We start from the raw sequence: 24,077 nt of genomic DNA, 5'->3' as shown, positions 1-24,077 counted from the left end.
ACGGGGACTCGACTCGAGGCGTACTTAACTGCCCGTGATATGCAGGGAATTACCAATTAGATTACTAGTCGACGGGAACCGTCGTGGCGGTTGATCATACGTCCATCCGAATCCCGAAGTGAGGACAATGACCCAAATCCGACTCAACCGACGGCAGATGGTGCAAGCGATCGGGGCGACCGGCGCCGCCGCGGTGGCCGGCTGTCTCGGTGGCGACGCGGAGGGGAACGGTGCGGAAAGCGACACGTCGGCGAGTGAGGAGGGGCTGCCGGCGGCCAAAGACATCGATGTCGACCGGATCGCGCGGGATCCGACGGACATCCCCGACCCGGTCGACTGGGACGAGCCCCGCGAACACGATATCACGATCCAGACCGAACGGGTGACCGCCGAGATCGAGCCCAGAGTCACCTTCGAGTACATGACCTTCGAGGGGCAGGTTCCAGGGCCGATGATCCGGGTCCGCCGTGGCGATCGGGTGAACCTCACGTTCGAGGTGCCCGAGGACATGAACAAGGTCGGGCACAACATGGACTTCCACGCGGTCTACGGGCCCGGCGGGGGAGCCGACGCGACCACGATCGGGCCGGGCGACGACCCGACCGAAATCAGCTTCACGGCCGACTACGCGGGCGTGTTCATCTACCACTGTGCGATCCCGAACATGGACATGCACATCAGCAGCGGGATGTTCGGCTCGATCCTCGTCGAGCCCGAAGACGGGCTTCCCGAGGTCGATAATGAGTACTACCTCGGTCAACACGAGATCTACACCGACGGCGAGGTCGGCGAGGAGGGCCACCACAGCTTCGACTTCGACGCGATGCTGGCCGAACAACCCACCTACGTCGTCTTCAACGGCCAAGCCTACGGCTTCGCTCCTGACGGCGGCCAGCCTATGCAGGCCAACACCGGCGAAACCGCACGCGTCTACTTCGCCAACGGCGGCCCGAACCTGCTGAGCTCGCTTCACCCCATCGGGAACGTCTGGAGTCGCTACTACCGCGACGGCGACCTCCTGACCGACCCCGAGAAAAACATCGAGACCGCGCCCGTCGCGCCGGGGACGACCACCGCCGCCGAGATGGAGTTCCCCGTGCCCGGCCCGGTCAAAATTGTCGACCACGCGCTGACTCGTGCCGGCCGCCGCGGCGCCCTCGGCGTCGTCAACGTCGACGGCGAGCCCACTCGCGATCTCTACGACGAAGATCCGTGATCCGTGAGCGGGAATCGCCCGCCCGCGTCGGCTCCTTTTCTCGGTCGAAACTGTCTGATACCTGCTGGTCCGAACGGCTCGGAAGCGCTCGAGTGCGGTCCGGACGCGACACCGAACGGCGACGCCGGCTGCTGCCCGGCCTCAACGTGTGACTCGTCGGCTGCGTTATCCGAACAGTGCCTGCGTGCCGTTAGGTCCAGACGTCGAGACAGTCGGTCGAACAGAAGTGGAGTTCGACGTCGTCCTGTCCGTCCGGCTCGACGTAGGTCGTTAACGTGTACGCGACCTCGTCGGCGTCGCAGTTATCGCAGTCCATACTGGGTCGATCGCCATCATCGGGCTTGAGTATACAGTCATTATACCGATTGCACTCGAGCTATCGTCCCGGTAATACCGTGTTAGAAATCGGTAATACGGTATTGAGCCAGCGGCTCGGCGTGCGGTTTGACGGCGGAGTCGGCCCGTCGCTTCGTCCTTGGCCTCGAGCGACTCGTGAGGAGACTCGGATCGTCACCTCGACTCGCCCCGAGTGGCCGACGATCGCGCGTAGCCAACGGCGATGTGGCTCGTACAGCGGCGGGAACGAAGCGAGGGCCGACGGACGAGCACACGGCCGCGATCGAGCCGGCGGTATCGAAACCCTTACTCTCCGGAGGCCGGTGCGAACACGTATGAGCGACGACGCCGTCAGTCCCGAGGAGGTCCGCCACGTCGCGGAGCTGGCTCGCGTCGACCTCGCAGACGACGAGGTCGACCGGTTCACCGGGCAATTCGCGGACATCCTCGAGTACTTCGAGACGCTAGACGAGGTGCCGGAAGTCGATCGCGACGCCGACCTCGCGAACGTGATGCGACCGGACGAGGAACGGGCCTCGCTCGACAGCGAGGAGGCGCTCCGGAACGCGCCGGAAACCGAGGACGGCTACTTCAAGGGGCCGAACGTCTCGTAACCATGTCCGAGAACATCTTCATCACCGAGGAGCGGATCGACGGCAGCGAGGACGGCCCGCTCGCCGGCAAAACGGTCGCGGTCAAGGACAACATCTCGACCGAAGGCGTCCGGACGACCTGCGGCTCGCGGATGCTCGAGGACTACGTCCCGCCCTACGACGCGACGGTCGTTTCCCGCCTGAAAGACGCCGGCGCGACCATCGTCGGCAAGGCCAATATGGACGAGTTCGGGATGGGGACGACCACCGAAACGTCGTACTTCGGCGAGACGGACAACCCCGCCGCACCGGGGCACGTCCCCGGCGGCTCCTCGGGCGGCTCCGCGGCCGCGGTCGCCGCCGGCGAGGCCGACCTCGCGCTCGGCTCCGACACCGGCGGCTCGGTCCGCTGTCCCGCCGCCTTCTGTGGCGTCGTCGGTATCAAGCCCACGTACGGCCTCGTCTCGCGGTACGGCCTCGTCTCCTACGGCAACAGTCTCGAGCAGATCGGTCCCTTCGGCGAGACCGTCGCGGACGCCGCCTCGCTGCTCGACGTGATCGCCGGCAGCGACGACCGGGACGCGACCACTCGCAGCGAGGGCGACGATGCGAGCTACGCCGACGCCGCCACCGGCGACGTCGACGGGCTCCAGATCGGCGTTCCCACGGAGCTACTCGAGGGGGCCGACGAGGGCGTCGTCGAGACGTTCTGGGACGCCATCGGCGAGTTGGAGGACCGCGGCGCGGAGTATCACGAAGTTAGCCTGCCATCGGTCGAACACGCCGTCGAGGCCTACTACGTGATCGCGATGTCCGAAGCGTCCTCGAACCTCGCGCGGTTCGACGGGGTTCGATACGGCCGCTCCGGCGGCTACGACGGCAACTGGAACGAGGCCTTCGCGACGGCCCGCGAAGAGGGCTTCGGCGACGAGGTCAAGCGACGGATCCTGCTGGGGACGTACGCGCTCTCGGCGGGCTATCACGACAAGTACTACAAGAAGGCACAGGACGCTCGCGCGTGGGTCAAACAGGACTTCGACGAGGCGCTCTCGGAGGCCGACGTGCTCGCGTCGCCGACGATGCCGGTGCCGCCGTTCGAACTCGGCGAGAGTCTGGACGACCCGCTCCAGTTGTACCTCGCCGACGCGAACACCGTCCCCGTGAACCTCGCGGATCTGCCGGCCATCTCGGTTCCGGCGGGCGAGACCGGTGGCCTTCCCGTCGGCCTCCAACTCGTCGGCCCCGCCTTCGGCGAAGAGCAGCTGATCCGGGCTGCGAGCGCGCTCGCCTAACCGCCGCCGACCTCGAGGCGGGCCGGGTGCGGTCGACGGTGCCGCCGCACACACATAACGGATAAACTTTTATACCATTTCGTGATAGTAGTGGTACCGAACGAATCATTCGGATCGAATGTCATGAACCTCACACAGGATCACGAAGTCGAGTTCGACGAATTCTCGCGGGCATGCGACCTCGTCGAGGCGTATTTCGGCGAGACCGTCGACGACGTCGCGCTGTCCGCGCCCGTCTCGCGTCGCCAACTCATCGCCGTCCTCGCTCGCGCACAGCTCTCCGGCCGCCAGCTCGCGATCGACGGGCTGACCGAACAGGGTGAGGTCGTCTACCAGACCAACGACGAGACGCTGCTCTGGCTCGACGGCGGGTTCTGGACCGATATGCGCGGCCAGCACCACTTAGAGCCCGACGAAGGGCGGGCCGCGCGCGAAGTCCACCGTCGTCTCATCGAAGCCCTCGACGGCGACGTTCCCCATTACAACCGCGAACGCGACCCGTTCGTTCTCATCGAGCGATTCGATCTCTACGAGTAGCTCCGGCGGTTTGCTATCTGAAAACGGCGTGTTTCGGGGACCGATTGACCGGACCGGTCCTGAGAACTCTCGTTACTCCTCGTAGGCGAGGTTCATGATCCACTGCGAGAACGCGTCGCTGTTGGGATCGACCTCTTCCTCGCCGATAAAGGGCGAGAGCATGTCGCCGGCCATCAGGAGGGTGAAATCCAGATCGCGGGCGGTCGGCGTGATGTAGTAGGTGTTGTGCCCGTCGTAGACGGTATCCTCGCGATCGACGAGTTCCTTCTCGACGAGGGACTCGACGATCCGGCTTCCCTTCCGCGAGGAGACGTCCAGTTCCTTCCAGAAGTCGCTCTGGTGAATGCCGCCGGACTCACGAACGAGTTCGAGGCCGGCCCGTTCGTCCTCGGTGAGTTCGGCTTCGGCCGCGGAAACGCTCACGGTGACCACCTCGCCGTGCGCGTCGCTACTGGCAGGAGTGCGTCCATATCCACAACAGAGAGAGCGAGCCGCTTAAATGTGCCCTTCCCCCTCGAGCGACGGGTCGTCGCCACCGTCGGCGTCCTCGGCGCGGTGCCCGTCGATGTCGGTACTGGCCGTGATACCGAGACCGTCGAGATCGGGGAGGGCCACGTCCTCGTAGTTCGTTCGACAGGGCGGCCCCGGCGCGTAGGCGTAGCGCGTCGTGTCGGGGCCGAGCGCGATCAGCGACGACGATCGGGTGCCGAAGCCGTTCCGGTGGATGCAGACGCCGTACTCGTGATCGCCGAGGACGCCGCCGGCGCGCTCGAGCCAGTCCGCGGCCGTCTCTCCCGGTTCGGCGGCGAGCGCGTCTCGAACCGCTCGAGCGTTGGCCGCCTGCTCGCGGCTCGCATCCGGGCGGATCGAGGGCGCGTCGACGTCGTCGTCGACGGCGACGTTGACGACGACGTGGACTCCCGGATCGAACTCGGTCAGGGCGAGGTCGCCGTCCCACTGGTAGCAGAACGCCTCGGCCGCGTCGGCGACGACGAGGTAGAAGCCGCCGTACTCGTCGGCCCCAGTAGCGTCCTCGACGATCGACTTCGCGTCAGCGGCAGATCTGGCTTCGAGGACATCTGCGACGAGCAGCCCGCGGGAGCGCTCGCCGGCGAGATCGGCGTCGGTCCACTTGTTCGTGATGCCGACGACAACGCCGAACTCGTTGTAGCCGATCCACGTCCCGCCGGCCTCGGCGTCGCGGGGCGCGACGATAACCGGATCGTCGTCGTAGACGGCGGGCGGCCTCGACTCGCGCTCGAGTGCCTCGTCACGGTTCGCGGCGACCGCGACCGGTGCGTCGTCGAAGACCCGCCAAGCGAGCGTGAGCGTACACACGACTCGCGGTAGGGGTGCCAGCGCCTTAACTCCGGGTCCGGCGGCAGTCTGCGGGGGAGAAAGAGGACGAGAGCGGTCGGAATTATGCCGATTTTGTTACGTCCGCTCCGTCCTCGAGCAGCCGTTCCCGCACCGCGTCCCGGTCGACGGTCCCCGAGGCCGTCCGGGGAAGCGCGTCGGTGATGCCGATCGTCTTCGGACATTTGAACCCGGCGAGGCGCTCGTCGCAGTGGGCGCGCAGGGACCGGGGCTCGAGCGAGCCATCGTCGCCCGCGTTCGTCTCCGGGTCGGGGACGACGAGCGCCGCGACCCGTTCCCCCCACTCCTCGTCTGCCAGCCCGACGACCGCGGCCGCGTCGACGCGAGGGTGCGATCTGAGAGCCGCAACGACTTCGCCGGGATCGACGTTCTCGCCGCCGGTGACGATGCGGTCGCTGCGGCGGTTGAGGATCCACAGCCGGCCGTCATCGTCCCTGTAGCCGATATCGCCGGTGTGGAGTCCGCGCTCGCCGAACGCCGCCGCCGTCGCCTCCTCGTCGAGGTAGCCCGGCGTCACCGTCGGCCCCGAGACGACGAGGTCGCCCGGCTCTCCGGGCGCGACCGGTTCGCCGTCCTCGAGGACGGAGACATCGGTACAGAGCAGCGGCTGTCCGACGGTCCCCTCGTTCGTGCCGGTCTCCGCGGGCGTCGCCGTCGCGATCTGGGACGCGGTCTCGGTCATGCCGTAGGTCGGATAGACCGGAACGCCCGCGTCGCGACAGCGCTCGAGCAGGTCGTCCGACGCTGGCGCGCCGCCGAGCAGGACGAACCGCAACGCGTCGGCCGGCTCCCAGCCGGCGTCGAGTAGCCGCTTGCACATCGTCGGGACGAGCGAGACGCCGGTCGCGTCGTACGCTGCGAGCGCGCGTGCGGTGCTTTCTGGCCCGAACTCGCGCTGGATCACGACGGTGGTGCCGTACAGCACCGAGCGGATGACGGGTGCCAGCCCGCCCATGTGGTACATCGGGAGACAGCACAGCCACCGGTCGCTCGGATCGACGCCCAGCCGGAACGCCGAGGCGGTCGCGCTCGCGACGAGGTTGCCGACGGTCAGCCTGACGGCCTTCGGCTCGCCGGAAGTCCCCGACGTAAACATGATCAGTTGGGTGTCCTCGCGCTCGAGGGTGACCGGATCGACAGATCGCGATTCCGGCACTGGCTCGGACGCGGGATCGGACACGGGTTCGGACTCGAGGTCGAAGTCCGAGCCGAGTCTATCGTTCCTCTCCGACGGAATCAGCGGCTCCGTCCGATCGGCGGCCGGATCGTCGACCGAGCGCACGGCGACCGCGGGGTCGGCCGCGATCTCGAGTGCGGTCTCCTCGGTGTCTCCCTCGCAGACGATCGCGGCGAGGTCGGTCCGGTCGACCTTCGAGGCGAGTTCGCCGGCCGTCTCGCGGACGTTCAGCGGGACCGCGGTCGCCCCGATCCGCATCGCGGCGAAAAACAGGGTCGCGAAGGCGGGTCTGGTGTCCATGAGAACGCCGATCCGACCGCGATCGCTTCCCGCGGTCGCGGCGACCAGCCCCGAGGCGGCGCGGTCGACGCGGCGATCGAACTCGCGGAAACTCCACGCCGCTCCGCTCTCGATGTCGATCAGAGCCGTCCGCTGGGGCGTCGCCGCCACGCGGTGGGCGACCGGATCGCGCGTCGGCCAGTCGACGGGCTCGCCCGTCATGACTTCCAGACACCCTGCACGCCGAGTCCCTTCGCTTGGGGGACGACCGCCGACCCCTTCTCGAGCAAGACGGGGTCCCGTCCCAGATCCGTCGCGAGCAGTTCGCCGGTCGCGAGCCCGCAGGCTGGCACGTCGGGAATCGCCGCCGCGAGGTGGACCGCGCCGGTCCGCGCGACGACTCCGTCGATGGTCGTCGTCACCAGCGGCGTGACGTCGAGTTCCGTCAGCCACGCCGCGACCTTGCGCGCAACGTCGATGCCGCCCAGCGCCATCGGTTTCAGGACGACCACGTCCGCCGCGTCGGCCTCGCAGATCGAATCGACGCCGTGCTCGAGCAGCCCCTCATCGAGCGCGATCGAGACGCCGTGGTCCCCTGCCCGGAGGTCGGCGTGACCCTCGAGCGCGCCCGCCGGCAGCGGCTGCTCGAGGATCGAGACGCCCAGTTCCCCGAAGGCCTCGAGGGCCGATTCGGCCTCCTCGTAGGTCCACGCCTCGTTCGCGTCGGCCCGCAGTTCCGTGGTCTCGCCGACGCTGTCGCGAACCCGGCGGACGCGCTCGATATCCTCCTCGACGCTCCGGAGGCCGACTTTCAGCTTGCAGCAGTCGAATCCGCGGTCGACGGCCTCGCGGGCCTCGCTCGCGGTCTCGGCCGGTGACCCGTCGCCGATCGTCGCGTTGACGGGAACGCGGCCGACCATCGGCCCCTGCCCGAGGTAGCGATAGAGCGGCGTCGAGTCGCGGGTGGCCTGTAGATCCGCGAGGGCAAGCGACAGTGCATGCCGAGCCGCAACCTGCCGGTCGACCGTCTCGAGGGCCTCGCTCGGCCCGCCCGTTCGAATCGCCTTCCGTGCGCGCTCGAGGGCCTGCTCACAGTCCTCGCGGGATTCGGTCCAGCCCGGCAGCGGCGTCGCCTCGCCGTAGCCGACGGCGGGTTCGCCACCCGCGTCGGACGCGTCACTTCCCTCGTCGACCAGCCGAACGAGAAACCCGTCCCGGGAGTCGATCGTTTCGCCCGCCGTCTCGAACGGCTCGGCGAGGTCGAGCGAAAAGGGGCGGTACTCGAGCTCGAGGTCGTCGTTGGGGGTCATAGCAACACCAGTCCCCCGGCGAACGTGACCGCGTACATCGCGAGCAGTTTGCCGGTCCCCTCGAGGGCCGGGTTGAGCGCCTCGCCGTCGGTTCGCGTACAGACGGTCTTCGCGACCATCGCGGCGTAGGGCAGCGTGACGAGCGGCAGCAGTGCACCCGGGCCGAACTCCGAGCCGAGCCAGAACCAGACCGGGACGACGTAGGCGAGCGTGAGCATGGCAACGTACTCGAGGCGGCTCCACCGGTACCCCAGTCGGACCGCGAGGGTCCGTTTGCCGGTCTCGGCGTCGGTCTCCAGATCGCGGACGTTGTTCACGACGAGGATCGCCGTCGAGATGCCGGCGACGGGCAGGCTCGCGACGACCGCTTCGCGCGTGACAGTTCCCGCCGGAATCGTCGTCGCCAGCGGCTCCGCGAGGACGGCCGCGGCTTGTACGTAGTACGTTCCCGTCACCGCGACGAGGCCGAAGAAGACGAACACGAAGAGATCGCCCAGCCCGTGATAGCCCAGCGGATAGGGGCCGCCGGTGTAGGCCCACCCGCAGAAGACGCTCACGAGCCCGACGACGAGGATCGGGAGCCCCCCGACGTAGACCAGATACGTCCCGGTGAGGATCGCCAGCCCGAACGTCACGAGGGTCGCGAGCTTGACCTGTTCGGGAGAGATGAGCCCCGACTGGGTAACGCGGGTAAAGCCCTCGCGGTCCTCGGTGTCGGCACCCTTGACCGCGTCGTAATAGTCGTTCGCGAAATTCGTCCCGATCTGTATCAGCGCCGACCCGACGAACGCCATCACCGCCGGCAGCGGCGCGAACACGCCCTCAGTGGCTGCGAGTCCCGTCCCCACGATGATCGGGGCCGCAGCCGCGGGCAAGGTCTGGGGGCGGGCCGCCATCAGCCACGCCTTCGTCCGTGATATCTCGACCTCGGCCGAACTCATGGCTCGAGTGTCCCACTCGAGAGAGTGTCAACGTTGGCATTGCGAGTCGCCACCCGCGAGCGAACGATTAGTCGGGAACGGATAGCTCGAGTGCGTCCATCTCGAAAAACGCCGTTTCGTACCCCTGATGGCGCGCCGTCTGCGGGGGCGATTCGATCTCGATCCGAACCGAGTCGCCGGACCTGATATCGGCGAGCGAGCGCCCGTAGTGCAGCCCCAACTCGCCGTCGAGGGTCTGGACGAGTTCGACCGGGCCGTCGCCGACCGGCTCACCGTCGCGCTCGATAACGGCGCGCAGCGAGGTATTGGTCAGCGGCACGCGGTTGTACGGCGTCCGCGGCGAGACGAGCAGGTACCGACCGTCGCCGTCGGCGAGCCGTGAGCCGGACTCGAGCAGCGTGACCACGAAGGCCGCATCGCCGCTTCTGGGGAGCCCGTCAGCGGACGCGTCGGCGTCCGCGGTCGGATCGACCAGCCGCGTTCCGGGATAGTCGTCGGCCGGCGGGAGCGCGGAGTACGGAATGTCGGCTCCCATTTCGTCCATCCCTCCGTCGCTGCCACCAGTCATCGGCTCGAGCGCGCCCCGTTCGCCCCATCGCTCCCGATCGAGCAGTTCGATGCCGTCGACGACCGCGTCGCGAAAGGCCTCGTCGTAGGTGAACTCGAACGCCGCGGTCCCGCCGTCGGTGAATCGGCCGTCGAGGGAGCCGGTTCGACGGGTCGGCAGCGGCGGCAGTTCGACGCTGGCGGTGTAGGTCCCGTCGGCCGGCAGGGAGACGTTGTCGCCGAAGTGCAGCCCCATCTCTTGGGAGAGCATGGGCCACAGCGGACGTGATGTGACTTGCTCGTCACCCTTCGTGATGGTTACCGTCGGTTCGGCAGTGCCCGGGAGGACCGTTTCCGTCTCCCGGTCCCAGACGACGATCATCAGGTGGACGCCGCGACCGGACTCGGGTTCGACCAGTCGGCGGTCGGTTCCGGTGACGACCCAGAACGGATGCGGGTAGGAAAGCATCGGTGCCAGCAGGTAGTCGCCGGCTTCGACCGGCTCGAGCGCTCGCATCGACTTCCGGTGGCCGGGGAGGTAGACCGCTTCCGGGGGGTCCTCGAGCATCGGGATCGGCGCGGTGCCCGTGACGTCGTTGCTATCGCCCCCGTTTTCGCGGTCGCCGCTCTCGTTCCGACCGTCGGGCTCGCTACGCGGAGCCGCACAGCCGGCGGTGAGCGCGGCCGAAATCGGGACCGCCCGTCGGAGGACCGTTCGACGATTCATGGTCGAGTCACTCGAGTCAGTATTGATCAGCGGCTCAGTAGTGCCACGGGAAGTCGTCGAAGTCGGGCTCGCGGCCCTCGACGAAGGCGTCCCGTCCCTCCGCCGCTTCGTCGGTCATGTAGCCCAGCCGGGTCGCCTCGCCGGCGAAGACCTGCTGGCCGACCATCCCGTCGTCGGTCATGTTGAACGCGTACTTGAGCATCCGCATCGCCGTCGGGCTCTTGGCATTGATGCGCTCGCCCCACTCGAGGGCGGCCTCCTCGAGTTCCTCGTGGGGGACCGCCTCGTTGACCATGCCCATATCGGCGGCTTCCTCCGCCGAGTAGGTCTTCCCGAGGAAGAACACCTCGCGGGCCTTCTTCTGGCCGATCTGTTTGGCGAGGTAGGCCGAGCCGAAGCCGGCGTCGTAGCTCGCCACGTCGGGATCGGTCTGGAGGAACTTGGCGTGGTCCTCGCTCGCGATGGTGAGATCGCAGACGACGTGCAGCGAGTGGCCGCCGCCGACGGCCCAGCCCGGCACCACGGCGACGACGACCTTCGGGATGTGCCGAATCAGACGCTGCACCTCGAGAATGTGTAACCGCCCCTGTTCCGATGCTCGCTCTTCGTCGCCCTCGTACTGGTAGCCGTCCTCACCGCGGATTGTCTGATCGCCGCCGGAACAGAAGGCCCAGCCGTCGTCTTTCGAGGACGGCCCGTTCCCGGTCAGCAGGATACAGCCCACGTCGGTCTGGCGCTTGGCGTGGTCGAGCGCGTCGTACAGCTCGTCGACGGTCCCCGGCCGGAAGGCGTTGCGAACGTCGGGCCGATCGAACGCGATCCGGACTGTGCCGGAGTCGACCGCGCGATGGTAGGTGATGTCGCTGAACTCGTCGTTCAGGTCCGCGACCGGCTCCCAGCGCTCGGGGTCGAACAGTTCCGAAACCATTGGGTCGACGTTGGTCCGCGGCCCGTGAAATAGGTTCGCGTCACGATCTGACGGCATTTCGTACAGCGCTATTTGGTTTATGTGTTCGCCACGGGCCACAGACTACTGCGAACACACCACAGACGAGGACGGAACGATCGGCCGCGATCGCCAGTCGTCTAGCCCGATTGATTTTTACGCGAACGTTCGAGTGTTCCGTACGAGATGGGCGAGACGTACTACGACGTCCTCGAGGTCGATCCGGAGGCCACTCGAGACGAGATCGAGTCGGCCTATCGGGAGCGCGTCCTCGAGACGCATCCGGATCACTCCGACGACCCCGACGCGGCCGAGCAGTTCCAGCGGATGACGACCGCGAAGTCGGTGCTCACCGACGGAACCGAACGCGCCCGCTACGATCGGCTCGGCCACGAGTCGTACGTCGGACTCGCCCGAGGCCACGGCACTCGCGAGAGCGACGGCTCGAGCCACGAGGGCGGTGAATCAGCGCAGTCGGATTCGGAAACTCGCCGAACGACGCGGCAGACATCATCCAGCGGGGAGACAACATCGGCGGGGGCGGAAACGTCATCGACCGGAACCGCGGAATCGTCCGGAACGACGAGCGAATCGTCTGAGACCGGTGGCAAGCGGACGAACGCGAACGCTCGAGGGCCGAGCGAGTGGGCCGAGCGTGTCCGAACCGACTCCGATAGCACGCAGACCGGGGCCGACCGCACCGATCCGACGGAGAGCCATCACGCTCGGCAACGGTCCGAGCGACGCCGCCAACGCGCGAAGCAACGAGCGGCCGGGGACTGGCCGTTCGAGAGCGGCGATCCCAGCCCCTCGAGCGGGACAACTGCCACAGCACCGGGAGAGGCCGAAGACACGCAGGACACAGAAGAAGCGGAGTACTCGGTCCACGACTGGGACGGCGAGGTCGACCTCGAGTGGGAGGGGCCGGCGCTCGATCGGACGACGGCGGTGTCAGTCGGTGCCGTCGCGTTGCTGTATCCGCTGTTCGTCGCCGCGAGCCTCGCGCCGCTGTTTTCGCTGCCGGTCAACGCGATCATCGCCGCCTGTACGCTCGTGCTGGTCGGCTACCTGCTAACGATGCCCCGAATCGCGGCCGCGGCCTTTGGCGGCTGGAGCGTTCTCTTTCCGGTCGGCATGGCGTGGTCGTCGTTCGTCGATCCGCTCTCCCTGTTCGGATTGCTCGCGCTCGGATTCGCGTGGATTCCGTTCGGCTACGCCGTCGCGCTCTGGTCGCTACTGCGGCCGTAACATCGCTCGCCGTGAATAGAATTCCGACTCGAGATCAGTCCGCTCCGTCGCCCGCCGTCCCGAGGTCGCTCGCGACCGCGGTTTGCACGCGCTCCGCGAGTGCGTCGCGCCGCCGGTGGTTCGCTTCGGAATCGAACTCAATGGCGATGAGTTGGGTCCCCGCCGCCTCGAGCGATCGGCGGTAGGCGGCCGCGAAGTTCGCGGGGGTCACGCGCTCGAACTCGATGTCGTATACGTCGGCGAGATCCTCGAACTCGAGGCCGTGGGGCGTCTTGAACTGGTCGGTAAACGGCGGGTCGAACGCCTCGATCGGGAGTTTGTGGAAGATGCCGCCGCCGTCGTTGTCCAGCAACACGATCGTGGCGTCGACGTCGCAGCGATCGACCGCGAGCAGACCGTTCGAGTCGTGATAGAGGGACAGATCGCCGGTCGCGAGCACCAGCGGCTCGTCGGTCGTGCTTCCGGCCCCGAGCGCCGTGCTCGCGATTCCGTCGATGCCGCTCGCGCCGCGGTTTGCGAGCACCGTCAGATCGGCGGCTCGAGGCCGGGCGAATCGGTCCGTATCCCGGATCGGCATGCTGTTCGAGACGAAAACGGTCGCCGGGTCCGGCGCGTTCGAGAGCACCGACGCGAGGATCGCGCCCTCGAAGGGCTCCGACTCGAGCGCATCGGGAGACAGCGCCTCGTCGCGAACCACCCAGTGTCGGCGTTCGGCCGCGTCGAATCGGGCCAGCCACTCGGCGTCGGTCCGGTCGGCTCCGGGCTCGCTGTCTGCGTCGCCGAGCGCCTCGAGCAGTCCGTCGACGACGGCGCCGGGTTCCGCCGCGAGCAGATCCGTCGCGGTGAACGTCGCCTCGCGCCACGCGCCCGCGGGATCGACGAGGAACTGTCGGGCGTCGGCGTCGCGGAGCCAGTGGCGGAGCGGTTTCGATGTCGGCGAGGCCCCGAATCGGAGAACGGCGTCCGGCGCGGGAAGCTCCTCGACGTAGGTATCGTAGCCGCCGTAGATCGAACGCGGTTCTCCGTCCCCGTTCGAGCGGTCCTTTTCGTCGCTCTCGGTTTCGTCCTCGCGCTCGACGTGCGGGCCGAACCGCAGCCCCGAAAGCGGGTCCGCGAGGATCGGCGCGCCGAGTCGATCCGCGAGGTCGGTCACGGCCGCGGGCTCGAGGTCGGCGAGCACCGTCGGATCGGCGGGTCCCGCGACGATCAGCGGCCGATCGGCGGCCTCGAGCGCACCCAGTAGCCGTCGGTGGTCGTCGGCTGCGAGCGTCTGCGTCCCACCAGTGGTTTCGACGAACGGGCCGTCGCGTCCCCGCCCGGCCGCCGTCTCGGCGAACGAGTCGGGCACGTCGCCGGACACCTCGAGCGGCTCGAGGGGCTTGCGAAACGGACAGTTGAGGTGGACGGGACCGGGTGGAATCCCGGTCGTTTCCGAGAGCGCTCGAGCCGCGGTCGTCCGGAGACTCCGCACCTTCCGCTCGTCGGGTTCGGGATCGGGTAGCTCGGCGTCCCACCGGACCGCGTCGCCGTAGAGTTTGACCTGATCGACGGTCTGGTTCGCGCCGCTGTCGCGCAACTCCGACGGCCGGTCGGCGGTGAGAACTAACAGCGGGACGCGGGCCTGATCGGCCTCCATCACGGCGGGATGGAAGTTCGCCGCCGCGGTCCCCGAGGTACAGACCAGCGCCGTCGGCTCGCCGGTCCGGCGGGCGCGACCGAGCGCGAAGTAGGCCGCCGAGCGCTCGTCTAAGTGCGAGTAGACGTCGATCTCCGGGTGCTCGGCGAACGCGACCGTCAGCGGCGTCGACCGGCTCCCGGGCGCGAGACAGACGGCCTCGAGGCCGCCCGCCGCGAGTTCGTCGACGAGGATACGACCCCACAGGGTCGCGCGGTTCGGTGCGCTCATCTCAGGTGTTATCGCAGTTCATCGAGGATCGGTCGGAACTTCAGTTCTACCTCCAGCCACTCTTCGTCGGGATCGCTGTCGGCGACGATCCCGTTGCCGGCGAAGAGGGTCACCGTCCCGTCGGCCGCGACGCCCGAGCGGAGCGCGACCGCGAATTCGCCGTCACCGTCGGCGTCGAACCAGCCGACGGGCGCGGCGTACCAGCCCCGCTCGAAGGGCTCCGTCTCGCGAATCGTCTCCCAGGCCGCGTCCGGCGGAACGCCGCCCACTGCGGGGGTGGGATGTAACGCCTCGACGAGTTCGAGGACGTGTCGATCCCCCTCGAGTCTCGCTTCGATCGGCGTCCGGAGGTGCTGGATCGTCGCCAGCCGGCGGACCGTCTGCTCGCGGACGGTGAGTTCGCGCGCGAGGGGCTCGAGTTGGTCGCTGATCGCGTCCGCGACGAGCCCGTGTTCGTGCTGGAACTTCGCGTCGGCACGCATCCGTTCGACGTGTTCCTCGTCTTCGGCCGGCGTCTCGCCGCGGGGGACCGAGCCGGCGAGTGCCTCCGTCTCGACGCGGTCGCCGCGTTTCGAAACCAGCCGCTCGGGCGGCGCGCCGAAGAACGTGCCGCCGATCCCGTGGCCGACCAGAAACCGATAACAGTTCGGGTACCGGCGGCGCAGTCGCTCGACCGTCGCGGGTACGTCGATCGGCCCCTCGAGTTCGACGGAAAGCGCCTGTGCGAGGACGACTTTCGTCAGCGTTCCGTCGGCGATCCGCTCGAGGGCGGTCTCGACCTGTGTCGTCCAGTCGGCCTGCGAAGTCGTCCGCCGCGTCGCGGCGACACCGGGCGTCGAGCCGCTCGGTCGCATCGCCGGCAGATCCCGCAGGCGCTCGTGCCAGCGCTCGAGGCGGTCGTCGGCCTCGTCGGCCCGGTCCCCGACGGCCGTCAACCACGTGCCGTCGTCGGTTCGAGTGACGAGTACTTGCGGGACGACAAAGGAGGCCGCGTCGAATCCGGTCCACGGCGGGTCCGGCTCGTGGCCGTCGTGAAACGACACGCCGCCGACGGCCCGCGGCCGGGCCGCCTCGGGGCCGTCGTGTGCGATCCCGTCGAACGCGCGCCTCGCTTGGGTTCGAATCCGATCGAATCGGTCGGTGCCGGCCGCGGTAAACCGCGCGGCGACGCCCCGACCGACGAGTTCGAGACCGTCGGGTGTGGCCCACTGGACGCGTGACTCGGCGCTGCCGTCGAGTATCGCGCTGAAAGAGACATCCTCGAGTTCGCGGCTCCGGCTCACGAGGCCGTCAGCCTCCCCAGCCGGATCCGTCCCACCCGCCAGTCGACCATCGCCCGACGATCGATCCATCGACCACAGGTCAGGACCGCCTCGCCTTCAGCCTAACTATTCACCGAGCACTAACTGTACCGCTCTTCCTGCCACGGGTCCGCGGTCTGGGAGTACCCCCGTCGCTCCCAGTAGCCCCGCTGGGACTCGGTGAGAAACTCGACGCCGTCGACCCACTTCGCGCCCTTGTAGGCGTACCTGTGGGGCGTGACTACCCGGAGCGGGCCGCCGTGGTCGTCCGGGAGCGACTCGCCGTCGAATTCCCACGTGAACAGGACTTCCTCGCGCATGCAGTCCTCGAGAGGCAGGTCCGTCGTGTAATCGTCCAACGCGGAGAACATGACGTGGACCGCGTCGTCGTGGACGCCGGCCCGCTCGGCGAGTTCGGGGAACGGTACCCCGGTAAACGTACAGTCGAACTTGCTCCAGCCGGTCACGCAGTGAAAGTCCTGTCGCTGGGTGACACTCGGCAGGTCCCGGAACTCGTCCCACGAGAAGGAGAGTTCCTCGTCGACCGCGCCGGTGACGGTGAACTCCCACGTCTCGGGGTCCCAGTCGGGCGTCCCGCTCTTCGAGAGGACGGGAAACTCGGACGTCTCGCGCTGTCCGGGTGGCAGTCGCTCGTCGCCGAACTCCTGATAGAGGTCCGTAACGTCCGTCGCGTCCATGTCCGTGGGTACGTCCCGACGGATGTAGGTGTGACGCATCGGCCCCACTCTCGACCGGTTCCGCAGACGGTCGCCGTTCGACGCGGACACTCGCGGCGTCGGTCCGGCGAAAAGAACGCCGATTCGGCCCCTCGATGCGAACCGCTGCGATGAGCGCGCGGCCGGCCCTCGACTAACCCCGAATTGGCCCGACAGGGACGGGTCCGAAACTGATCGAAACAGTCCGTTGGTTGGCACTACTCGGGGGTTTCTCGCGAAACCCTCGCCATCCCTTAGTACAGTCTCGCCGAGAGAAATCAGTGCATGGCGAGCAGACAACAGATAACGGAACGAGAGATGTCCGGACAGGCAGCGGAAGAAGTCGGTGAACAGGCGATGGGGCCTGCGTTCATCGCGTCGGCCGCAGCGGTCGGCCTTTCGCTATACTACTTCTTCATGCGCGGGGAGCGCCAGCTCGGCGCGTTCATCGGCCTCTGGCCGCCGACTATCCTGGCGTTCGCGAGTTACTTCAACCAGCGCAAGATGCGCCAGCAACTCGACACGCTGACCCAGCCCGGGACGAAGCTGAAGAACGCGTTCGACTCGATGATGGGCAACCGCTAAGCGACCCGCGTCGCCGACTTCTCATCCGCACACGGTTCCCGCGACGGCTTCGGCCTCGCTCGAGCCGCCTACCCGTTCGACGAGTGCATGCTTCGTTCCGGCCGCTGTCAGTCCCCCGTCAAACCTAAATACCCCCTCGCCGAAAGCCGAATCAGATGCCGAAAGTAGAGATCACCATACCGGAGCACCTCGAGATGCAGATCGCCCAGATGGTCGAACGCGGCGAGTTCGTCAACCGCGAGGAGGCGATCGAGGACCTCCTTTCGACGGGCATCAAGGCCTACAAGACCAGTGGACCCTCCGACGAAGAGGAGGGAGCAGGAACCGGCGGGACCGGCTTCGAAGACGACGGCATGATGGGCCACGACGACGAGTACGTCTTCTAGCTTATATCCCGACCGCGAGCAACGGAATTCCGAACGCGATCGCCGCGCCGACCAGCGCGACGACCGATCCGGTCAGGACGGCCCGCGACGAGTAGTCGCTCATCGGTGCGGTCGTTCGCTCGGCGTCGAGATCGTGCCCGACATCGGCTCCCGTGTCGTCACCCTCGGGGGTTTCAGTGTCGTCTGCCATACGTGCTCGTTCTCGGTTCGATCACTTAAGAACACCTACACGGATCGTCGACTCGAGGGCCGACGTCGGGTCGTCTCGGCTCGCGAACACGATCCAGACCCCTTTACTACCCCGAGTGCGAACTGTGCGGTAGTTACCACATGGTATTGACCAAGCGAGTCATCCCGTGTATCGACGTGGATCTCGACGAGGACGGGAACCCGGCGGTCTACACCGGCGTCAACTTCGAGGATCTGAAATACACCGGCGATCCGGTCGAGATGGCCAAGGCCTACAACGAGTCCGGCGCGGACGAGTTCGTCTTCCTCGACATCACCGCCTCCGCGGAGGGCCGCGAGACGATGCTCGACGTCGTCGAGCGCGTCGCCGACGAGGTCTTCATCCCCCTCACGGTCGGCGGCGGCATCCGCACCACCGAGGACATCAAGGAAACCCTGCGCGCCGGCGCTGACAAGGTCTCGATCACCACCGGCGCGCTCGAGCGGCCCGAACTGATCAACGAGGGGGCTCGCGCCTTCGGCAGCCAGTGTATCGTCATCAGCGTCGACGCCAGACGGCGCTTCGACGAGGGGGGCGAACACTACGTCGAGATCGACGGCGAGTCCTGCTGGTTCGAGTGCACGAAGAAGGGCGGCCGCGAGGGGACCGGGATCGACGTCCTCGAGTGGGCCGCCGAAGCCGAGTCCCGCGGCGCGGGCGAACTCTTCGTCAACTCGATCGACAAGGACGGCACCAAAGACGGCTACGACCTCCCCCTGACGGAAGCCGTCTGCGACGCCGTCGACACGCCGGTCATCGCCTCCTCTGGCTGTGGCGGCCCCGAGGACATGTACGACGTATTTACCGACGCCGGTGCTGACGCCGGCCTCGCGGCCTCGATCTTCCACTTCGACGAGTACTCGATCGAGGAGACGAAGGAGTACCTCGACGAGCGCGACGTTCCCGTTCGCCTCTGAGCCGACAGCAGCCGATTCGACCGCTATCCGTCGCTTTCGTACACAGTTCACTATTTTTATATGTATCCGGTTTCCTTCAGGCAGTAATGGAGTGGCGATGCACGTGGTGTGGGAAACCACACGCGGAAGACGATCCGCCCTGTGACGACTGCGGCCACAACGCATTCGAGAAGGCCGTCGTCCGCGAGGGGCACGCCGAGTCGTCGTCTGCGTCATCCGGCACGATCGATACCGGAACGAGCTACGTCTGGACCTGTTCGGACTGCGGCCGCGACCACGTCAAGCACAATCCACCGTGCTCGCGCTGTGGCAGCCCCGACCTCGAGAAGACCGAACAAACCTACGACGACGTCGATCGGGACCTCGACGCGCCGGGCTGGCTGGGAGTCGCCAAACCGTACCTACCAGTGGTCGCCGTCGTCGTCCTAGTCGGCGCGCTGTTCGCGACGGGGATCGTTTCACCGACGATGATAAACGGTATTTTCACGCCGGACCCGCCCGATGCGCCCGGCGACGGAACCGAAGCGGCGGGGATCGACCTCGAACGGACAGAGGAGTTGATCCACGATCGCCTCGAGGACGAGCGCGCCGACTCGCGGACGTACGACGACGACCTCGCAGCGTACGCAGAGTACCACAACCGTGCGTACGTAGCGATCGAGTACGAGGACGCAAAGGTCGAGGCGGTATCGCTGAGGGACTTCGGGATCGACTGTCACGGCACGCTCGAGGAGGGCCAGCTACCGTACGCCCTATCGACGGCGAACTACGACGACGAAGCGGCGCTCGCCGACGGCGTCGTTGATCTCATGCGCTCGGGCGATGGCATTACCGGATCCGGGTACGACGGCGAGGGAATCGATCTCCACGTCGTCGACGGCTCGATCTACGTGTTCTACGCGACGTGCTAACCGAGCGTTTCGATCGAACGCTCTCCGAGGGAGCGGACTGCCGACCGAAACGGCACTGTCGAGTCGGACTGGCGACGCGTGGACCGACGCGTTCGACCGTCCAATACGCTTATGCCTCCGCGGTCGTGCTCTTCTATCAGTGAACTGGCGGTGTACGCGGTGTGGCAAACCGCACGCGGAGAACGACCCGCCCTGTGACGAATGCGGCCATAACTCGTTCGAGAAGGCGGTCGTCCGCGTCGACGAGGAGCACGAATCCGGGCCCAGGAGCGGCGGCGCTCCCGATGCCGACCGGGAGCCGATCCCGTCCGGGACCGTCGAAACGGGGCCCGACTACGTCTGGGCCTGTACCAACTGCGGCCGGGAACACGTCCGGAACACTCCGCCCTGTTCTCGCTGTGGCAACCCCGACCTCGAGCGGGTCGAGCAGACCTACGAGGGGCTGGAACGCGATCTGGACACCCCGAGCTGGTTCGAGGTCGCAAAGCCCTACCTGCCGATCTTCGTCATCATCGGCGTGATCATCGCGCTGTTCGCGACGGGGATCGTCTCACCAACGATCCTGCCGGGGATCGGCCCGCCGTCGCCGCCCGACGCGCCGGGGCAACACTCCGAGGCCTCCGGGATGGATCTCGAGGCCGTGGACCGAGCGGTCCACGACCGGCTCGAGGAAGAACGAGAGTCGGCGGAACGCCGAACGTACGACGACGGGCTCGCAGCCTACGCGGAGTACCAGAACCGCAGGCTCGTCGTGCTCGAGTTCGAGGACAGAACTCCGGACGGAGTGAGCGCCGACGAGTTCGACCACAGTTGCGAGGCCGAGGTACAAGGAGCACCGGCAGTTGTCACGGATGTCTCGGTCGACGACTACGCCGACGAGTCGGGACTCGCCGAGGATATCGCTTCGGAGTTGCTCTCGCGGTACGGCGACGACATTCGGACCGGCTTCGACGCCGAGGGTGTCGATGTCCACGTCGCGCCGAACGGGGATATCTATGCCTTCTACGCGGCGTGCTGACCACGCCAGTCGACGGCTGTGCGTTTTACCCTCCGTTCGACGATGATACCACTTCGACGCGAGAACTGATCCGAATCGAACAGTCAGAGAGAACTCGAGAGCCCTGCGATCGACGAATTACGCGGCCGCTTCGAACGCGTCCCGGAAGGAGTTCGCCTTCTCGCGGACGGTGACGGCGGCCTCCTCGAGACACTCGAGGGGATCGGCACCGCCCTCGGTCTTGATCGTCAGGATGGGCTCGGTCTGGCCGCCCGACTGTTCGGGGTTGACGTCGTAGGTCGCTGCGCTCACGTCGTCGTGCTCGAGCAGCGCGCCCTTGAGCACGTTCATGAATGTGTGATCCTCGCCGGCGATTTCGATCGAGAGTTCGTCGTCGGTGCTCTCGGTGACCCGCAGTTCCATGTCACGGAGTCCGTTCGTCGGCTGCTTGTACCTTTCGAAGCCGCCGCTCGAGGACCGCACGCGAAGGCAAATCACTATACGCCGCCGTTCGAACCACGGGACATGCTCTCGCTTGCGGCCCTGCTGACGGTCGTCGTCGCCGCGGCGCTGGTGGGGTCGATCGCGGTCGTCAGACGGGTCCACCGGCCGACCCGACGCTGGCGTGACGTACTCGAGTCGCGGCTCGTGTACGGGGTCCCGTGGGGGTCGCTGATCGTGATCGCGTTCGTGGTCTGTGTCTATCTCTTCGTCCAGGACGGCATCACGGACGTGTCTGATCCGGTGACGATCCCCTACCGCAGCTGGTCGTACTTCTATCCGCTGGGGATGGCCACGGCGGCGTTCTCCCACGCCGGGCTGAGCCATCTCCTCGGGAATCTGGCCGGGACGGTCGTCGTCGCACCGCTCGTCGAGTTCGCGTGGGGCCACTACCCGGACGATCGGGACCCGGAGCGGCCCGACTCGTGGCGGACGAATCCGCGGCTGCGGGCGTTCGTGCTCTTTCCGCTGGCCGTCGTCGCCGTCGGGCTGGCGACCAGTCTCTTCTCCCTCGGCCCCGTGATCGGCTTCTCGGGCGTCGTCTTCGCGCTCGCCGGCTTCGCCGTCGTCCACTATCCGATCGTCACGATCGTCGGCACGCTCGGCGTCCAGAGCGTGCTTTTGCGGCTCTATTACGCGCTTCGGGAGCCGATCAACGTCTACACCGCACAGCCGAGCCCGCCGTCTGCACCCTCGTGGGCCGGCATCGCCATTCAGGGCCACGCGCTCGGGCTTTTCATCGGCTTCGTCCTCGGCATCGCGCTCCTCGAGCGCCGTGGAACCCGTCCCAATCCGCTGCGACTCTGGCTCGCCGTCCTCCTCTTCGGCTTCTCGAAGCGACTGTGGGCGATCTACTGGTTCGGCGGCGAGAACACGTACATCCTCTTTCAGGGCCCCGGCGTCGCCGTCGTCTCGATACTCGCGCTGGTGGTCACCCTCTCGATGACCGCCTCCGAGACGCCGCTCGTCCCGGCGCGACTCGAGGAGCTGTTCGCCGGATCGGAGCGGGCGAATCCGCGGTCGAACGGCGGGGTCCAACCATCGATCGATCGGTCGTTCGAACTCGCCGGCGGTCCCGCCGACGGAGCCGTCACCGCCCGACTCGAGCGCGTTCGCGAACTCGCGTCGGGGGCCCGAACGCGAGCCACCGAAGCCGCCGATTCGAGCGCGCTGTCGGACCTAACACGCAGACGGGCCGCGTTTCTCGCGGTCGTCGCCGTCCTCGCGATGCTCGCCGGGGTCGCGATCCCCGCCAGTTTCCTCGTCGTCGAGGACGCGACCGCGTCCTCGGACGCCGCCGTCCAGATCGAGGACTACACCGTCGAGTACGTCGAGGGCGTTCCGAACGGGCTCGTCTCCGGGATCGGCATCGAGGCCCTCGAGAGCGACGACGGCCTCGAGTCGAGCGGGGTGATCGTCGCCAGCGAGCGACGGAACGTCTGGCTCGAGGCGGTCAGCGCCCAGCGGCTCTCCTTTACCGGCGAGGAGACGGTCACCGTCGGCGGCCCCGGCTGGCGCGAGGCGGTCCACGTCGAACGCACCGGCTGGGAGCCCGTCGGCAACGAGACCGTCTATCAGGTCTGGCTGTGGGAAGACGGCGAGGATCGACGGCTCGCACACGAGTCCAACGAGTCCCGCGCGGAGGCGACGATCGCCGGCCGGAACGTGACGATCGACTCCGCCGACGGCGGGTTCGTCCTCGAGGTCGACTCGAGCGGAACGGCCGTCGCGACGACGCCGATTCCCGGGGAAAACGAAACGGCGACTGCGGGCGGGCTCACCTTCGAGCGTCGCAACGAGACGGTCTACGCGTCTGCCGACGGAACGCGTGTCGCGGTTGCAAGCGAGGAGACGTACGATGCGGTCGGCTAAGGTCCGGTGAGAACGCGGTTGGTCACCGTTACTTTTTACTTTCGTTCCGGATTAGTTAGGTCTATGTCATTAGGCCGAGTGACACGTCATCCGCTCGCCGCGAGAGTTCGAACGATACTCGTTGGCCGCCGTCCGACCGTCTCCCTTGCCGCCGTTATCCTCGCCGCCGTATTCGCACTCGCGACCGCGGCAGGCGTCGGGATGACCGCCGGAAGCGATCGCGTCGCCGACGCGGCCGTCGAAACGTGGCGCGGAGCCACGCTCCATTACGAGGTCATCGGTGCCGCCTGCCTGCTCGTCGGCGTCGCCGCGCTGAGTGCCGCTCTCAAGGCCGGATTCGTCCCGACGTTCGCGCTGGTCGCCAGCGTCCCGTTCGGCGTCGGACTCGCGCGGTACGGCACTGAATACGCGGTCGGAAACGTGACCCAGATCGTCTCGGTACCCGAGGCGATCGCCGACGGAACGGGCGCTGCACTCGTCATCGGCCTCCCGATCGCAGTACTCGGATTCCTCGTGGGGACCGGCGTCAGACGCGTTGTCGGCAGCACTCGGGGTAATTCCGGCCCTCCACTCCGTCCCGACCGAAACTGACCCGTTACTCCCACTCGATCCGGAAGACCTCGGCCTCGAGCGTTTCTCGGGCTTCGGTGTGGAACTCGAATCGCTTCGCGATCGGAAACTCGGCCCGGAACGCGTGGGTCACGTCGCCGCCCGCGTCGTCGGCGAAGGACTCGACGAACTCTTGGCTCCCCTCGTTGTGGATCGTGTACGAGACCGACGCGATCTCGCGCGCCGTCTCGAGGAACTCCCGATCGGCGTGTCGATTCCCCCGTTGGGCACCGAACGGCGGGTTCGAGAGGACGGTCGCATCGGTCGTCGAAAACGGGTGCCGAGTGACATCCCCGCGGAGCCACTCGATCGCGCGTCCGCGGACGCCATCATCCCCAGCCGTCCGTTCGTTCCGGCGAGCCAACCCGAGCGCGTCCGGGTCCACGTCGATCCCCGCGACTCGCTCGGCACCGGCGAGCGACGCCGCGATCGCGAGCATCCCGGTCCCGGTGCCCAAGTCGACGACCCGTCGCTCGAGGTCGTCCTGCAATCCGGCTAGATGACAGAGGTGTGCGGCGAGTTCCGCCGGCGTCAGATACTGCTCCAAGCCGGCGCTGGGATCGGAGAAGTCGGCGACCGACTCGAGTCGGCGAGCGAGCGTGCGCCGAGCGAGGCCGGCCAT

The 24,077-nt window shown here is 67.3% G+C and carries 26 protein-coding genes; 12 read left to right on the top strand and 14 right to left on the bottom strand.

The window, feature by feature from the left end; translation table 11 throughout:
- The first annotated feature begins 127 nt into the window (after positions 1–127).
- Positions 128–1,216 carry a copper-containing nitrite reductase gene (nirK, locus tag ACT4ML_RS17555; protein WP_444722026.1) on the top strand — a complete coding sequence of 363 codons (1,089 nt, stop codon included), beginning with the start codon at positions 128–130 and terminating at the stop codon, positions 1,214–1,216.
- 190 nt (positions 1,217–1,406) lie between these two features.
- Here nirK and ACT4ML_RS17550 read toward each other — a convergent pair whose 3' ends face one another.
- Positions 1,407–1,532 carry a hypothetical protein gene (locus ACT4ML_RS17550; RefSeq protein ID WP_267877905.1) on the bottom strand — a complete coding sequence of 42 codons (126 nt, stop codon included), beginning with the start codon at positions 1,530–1,532 and terminating at the stop codon, positions 1,407–1,409.
- Between the two features lie 355 nt (positions 1,533–1,887).
- On the opposite strand from ACT4ML_RS17550, the gene gatC reads away from it, so the two are divergent.
- The 3 genes from gatC (at position 1,888) to ACT4ML_RS17535 (ending at position 3,974) form a co-directional block, all read left to right on the top strand.
- A complete protein-coding gene (gene gatC / locus ACT4ML_RS17545) occupies positions 1,888–2,166 on the top strand; it encodes an Asp-tRNA(Asn)/Glu-tRNA(Gln) amidotransferase subunit GatC (protein ID WP_006430053.1) in 279 nt (92 codons plus the stop codon).
- Positions 2,167–2,168: 2 nt separating this feature from the next.
- On the top strand, positions 2,169–3,437 hold the full coding sequence (gatA, locus tag ACT4ML_RS17540; protein ID WP_444722025.1) for an Asp-tRNA(Asn)/Glu-tRNA(Gln) amidotransferase subunit GatA: 1,269 nt from the start codon (positions 2,169–2,171) through the stop codon (positions 3,435–3,437).
- 123 nt (positions 3,438–3,560) lie between these two features.
- Positions 3,561–3,974 (top strand): hypothetical protein, encoded by a 414-nt coding sequence (locus tag ACT4ML_RS17535; RefSeq protein ID WP_138245294.1) that lies wholly within the window; start codon positions 3,561–3,563, stop codon positions 3,972–3,974.
- A 72-nt stretch (positions 3,975–4,046) separates the two neighbouring features.
- Here the strand turns inward: ACT4ML_RS17535 and ACT4ML_RS17530 are convergent, their stop codons facing one another.
- The 7 genes from ACT4ML_RS17530 to ACT4ML_RS17500 form a co-directional block, all read right to left on the bottom strand.
- Positions 4,047–4,397: a helix-turn-helix transcriptional regulator gene (locus ACT4ML_RS17530; protein WP_006430056.1), complete on the bottom strand. Its 351-nt coding sequence runs from the start codon at positions 4,395–4,397 to the stop codon at positions 4,047–4,049.
- A 72-nt stretch (positions 4,398–4,469) separates the two neighbouring features.
- Positions 4,470–5,312 carry an NRDE family protein gene (locus ACT4ML_RS17525; RefSeq protein WP_444722024.1) on the bottom strand — a complete coding sequence of 281 codons (843 nt, stop codon included), beginning with the start codon at positions 5,310–5,312 and terminating at the stop codon, positions 4,470–4,472.
- Positions 5,313–5,394: 82 nt separating this feature from the next.
- Positions 5,395–7,029 (bottom strand): class I adenylate-forming enzyme family protein, encoded by a 1,635-nt coding sequence (locus tag ACT4ML_RS17520; RefSeq protein ID WP_444722023.1) that lies wholly within the window; start codon positions 7,027–7,029, stop codon positions 5,395–5,397.
- Positions 7,026–8,117 carry a mandelate racemase/muconate lactonizing enzyme family protein gene (locus tag ACT4ML_RS17515; protein WP_444722022.1) on the bottom strand — a complete coding sequence of 364 codons (1,092 nt, stop codon included), beginning with the start codon at positions 8,115–8,117 and terminating at the stop codon, positions 7,026–7,028. Before ACT4ML_RS17515 ends, ACT4ML_RS17520 begins: the two co-directional genes overlap by 4 nt.
- Positions 8,114–9,058, bottom strand: a complete 945-nt coding sequence (locus ACT4ML_RS17510; protein ID WP_444722021.1) for a 1,4-dihydroxy-2-naphthoate polyprenyltransferase — start codon at positions 9,056–9,058, stop codon at positions 8,114–8,116. Before ACT4ML_RS17510 ends, ACT4ML_RS17515 begins: the two co-directional genes overlap by 4 nt.
- Positions 9,059–9,125: 67 nt before the next feature.
- Positions 9,126–10,331: a DUF7350 domain-containing protein gene (locus ACT4ML_RS17505; protein ID WP_444722020.1), complete on the bottom strand. Its 1,206-nt coding sequence runs from the start codon at positions 10,329–10,331 to the stop codon at positions 9,126–9,128.
- A gap of 34 nt (positions 10,332–10,365) precedes the next feature.
- Entirely contained in the window at positions 10,366–11,259 is an 894-nt protein-coding gene (locus ACT4ML_RS17500; RefSeq protein WP_444722019.1) for a 1,4-dihydroxy-2-naphthoyl-CoA synthase, read from the bottom strand.
- Positions 11,260–11,463: 204 nt separating this feature from the next.
- Between ACT4ML_RS17500 and ACT4ML_RS17495 the strand changes: the two genes are divergently transcribed.
- The gene (locus tag ACT4ML_RS17495; RefSeq protein WP_444722018.1) at positions 11,464–12,525 is read left to right on the top strand and encodes a DnaJ domain-containing protein; all 1,062 of its coding nucleotides are present in this window, start codon (positions 11,464–11,466) and stop codon (positions 12,523–12,525) included.
- Positions 12,526–12,559: 34 nt separating this feature from the next.
- On the opposite strand, the gene menD is transcribed toward ACT4ML_RS17495, so the two are convergent.
- The 3 genes from menD to ACT4ML_RS17480 are packed head-to-tail and all read right to left on the bottom strand — an operon-like array spanning position 12,560 to position 16,469.
- Positions 12,560–14,431 (bottom strand): 2-succinyl-5-enolpyruvyl-6-hydroxy-3-cyclohexene-1-carboxylic-acid synthase, encoded by a 1,872-nt coding sequence (menD, locus tag ACT4ML_RS17490; RefSeq protein ID WP_444722017.1) that lies wholly within the window; start codon positions 14,429–14,431, stop codon positions 12,560–12,562.
- An 8-nt stretch (positions 14,432–14,439) separates the two neighbouring features.
- Positions 14,440–15,783: an isochorismate synthase gene (locus tag ACT4ML_RS17485; protein WP_444722016.1), complete on the bottom strand. Its 1,344-nt coding sequence runs from the start codon at positions 15,781–15,783 to the stop codon at positions 14,440–14,442.
- A 50-nt stretch (positions 15,784–15,833) separates the two neighbouring features.
- Positions 15,834–16,469 (bottom strand): sulfite oxidase-like oxidoreductase, encoded by a 636-nt coding sequence (locus ACT4ML_RS17480; RefSeq protein ID WP_444722015.1) that lies wholly within the window; start codon positions 16,467–16,469, stop codon positions 15,834–15,836.
- Positions 16,470–16,733: 264 nt separating this feature from the next.
- Here ACT4ML_RS17480 and ACT4ML_RS17475 point away from each other — a divergent pair, with 264 nt between their 5' ends.
- Together ACT4ML_RS17475 and ACT4ML_RS17470 are read left to right on the top strand one after the other, a co-directional pair.
- A complete protein-coding gene (locus ACT4ML_RS17475; protein WP_138245282.1) occupies positions 16,734–17,033 on the top strand; it encodes a hypothetical protein in 300 nt (99 codons plus the stop codon).
- Between the two features lie 155 nt (positions 17,034–17,188).
- Positions 17,189–17,419: a ribbon-helix-helix domain-containing protein gene (locus ACT4ML_RS17470; protein WP_006180851.1), complete on the top strand. Its 231-nt coding sequence runs from the start codon at positions 17,189–17,191 to the stop codon at positions 17,417–17,419.
- Position 17,420: 1 nt separating this feature from the next.
- On the opposite strand, the gene ACT4ML_RS17465 is transcribed toward ACT4ML_RS17470, so the two are convergent.
- Entirely contained in the window at positions 17,421–17,609 is a 189-nt protein-coding gene (locus tag ACT4ML_RS17465; RefSeq protein ID WP_444722014.1) for a DUF7550 family protein, read from the bottom strand.
- A gap of 140 nt (positions 17,610–17,749) precedes the next feature.
- On the opposite strand from ACT4ML_RS17465, the gene hisF reads away from it, so the two are divergent.
- From hisF to ACT4ML_RS17450, 3 genes are all read left to right on the top strand, one after another.
- Positions 17,750–18,565: an imidazole glycerol phosphate synthase subunit HisF gene (hisF, locus tag ACT4ML_RS17460; RefSeq protein ID WP_444722013.1), complete on the top strand. Its 816-nt coding sequence runs from the start codon at positions 17,750–17,752 to the stop codon at positions 18,563–18,565.
- 86 nt (positions 18,566–18,651) lie between these two features.
- Entirely contained in the window at positions 18,652–19,476 is an 825-nt protein-coding gene (locus ACT4ML_RS17455) for a hypothetical protein (RefSeq protein WP_444722012.1), read from the top strand.
- 139 nt (positions 19,477–19,615) lie between these two features.
- Positions 19,616–20,494 carry a hypothetical protein gene (locus ACT4ML_RS17450; RefSeq protein ID WP_444722011.1) on the top strand — a complete coding sequence of 293 codons (879 nt, stop codon included), beginning with the start codon at positions 19,616–19,618 and terminating at the stop codon, positions 20,492–20,494.
- Positions 20,495–20,611: 117 nt separating this feature from the next.
- On the opposite strand, the gene ACT4ML_RS17445 is transcribed toward ACT4ML_RS17450, so the two are convergent.
- Positions 20,612–20,896: a DNA-directed RNA polymerase subunit L gene (locus ACT4ML_RS17445; protein WP_444722010.1), complete on the bottom strand. Its 285-nt coding sequence runs from the start codon at positions 20,894–20,896 to the stop codon at positions 20,612–20,614.
- 102 nt (positions 20,897–20,998) lie between these two features.
- Between ACT4ML_RS17445 and ACT4ML_RS17440 the strand changes: the two genes are divergently transcribed.
- Both ACT4ML_RS17440 and ACT4ML_RS17435 read left to right on the top strand, forming a co-directional pair.
- Positions 20,999–22,846 (top strand): rhomboid family intramembrane serine protease, encoded by a 1,848-nt coding sequence (locus tag ACT4ML_RS17440; RefSeq protein WP_444722009.1) that lies wholly within the window; start codon positions 20,999–21,001, stop codon positions 22,844–22,846.
- A gap of 63 nt (positions 22,847–22,909) precedes the next feature.
- Positions 22,910–23,437, top strand: a complete 528-nt coding sequence (locus tag ACT4ML_RS17435) for a hypothetical protein (RefSeq protein WP_444722008.1) — start codon at positions 22,910–22,912, stop codon at positions 23,435–23,437.
- Positions 23,438–23,441: 4 nt separating this feature from the next.
- On the opposite strand, the gene ACT4ML_RS17430 is transcribed toward ACT4ML_RS17435, so the two are convergent.
- On the bottom strand, positions 23,442–24,077 hold the full coding sequence (locus ACT4ML_RS17430; RefSeq protein WP_444722007.1) for an METTL5 family protein: 636 nt from the start codon (positions 24,075–24,077) through the stop codon (positions 23,442–23,444).

The sequence above is a fragment of the Natrinema sp. LN54 genome (genome assembly GCF_052439245.1).
Lineage (GTDB): Archaea > Halobacteriota > Halobacteria > Halobacteriales > Natrialbaceae > Natrinema > Natrinema versiforme_A.
Note: the sequence above shows the minus strand (reverse complement) of the source record. Positions and strands in the feature narration are given on the sequence as shown.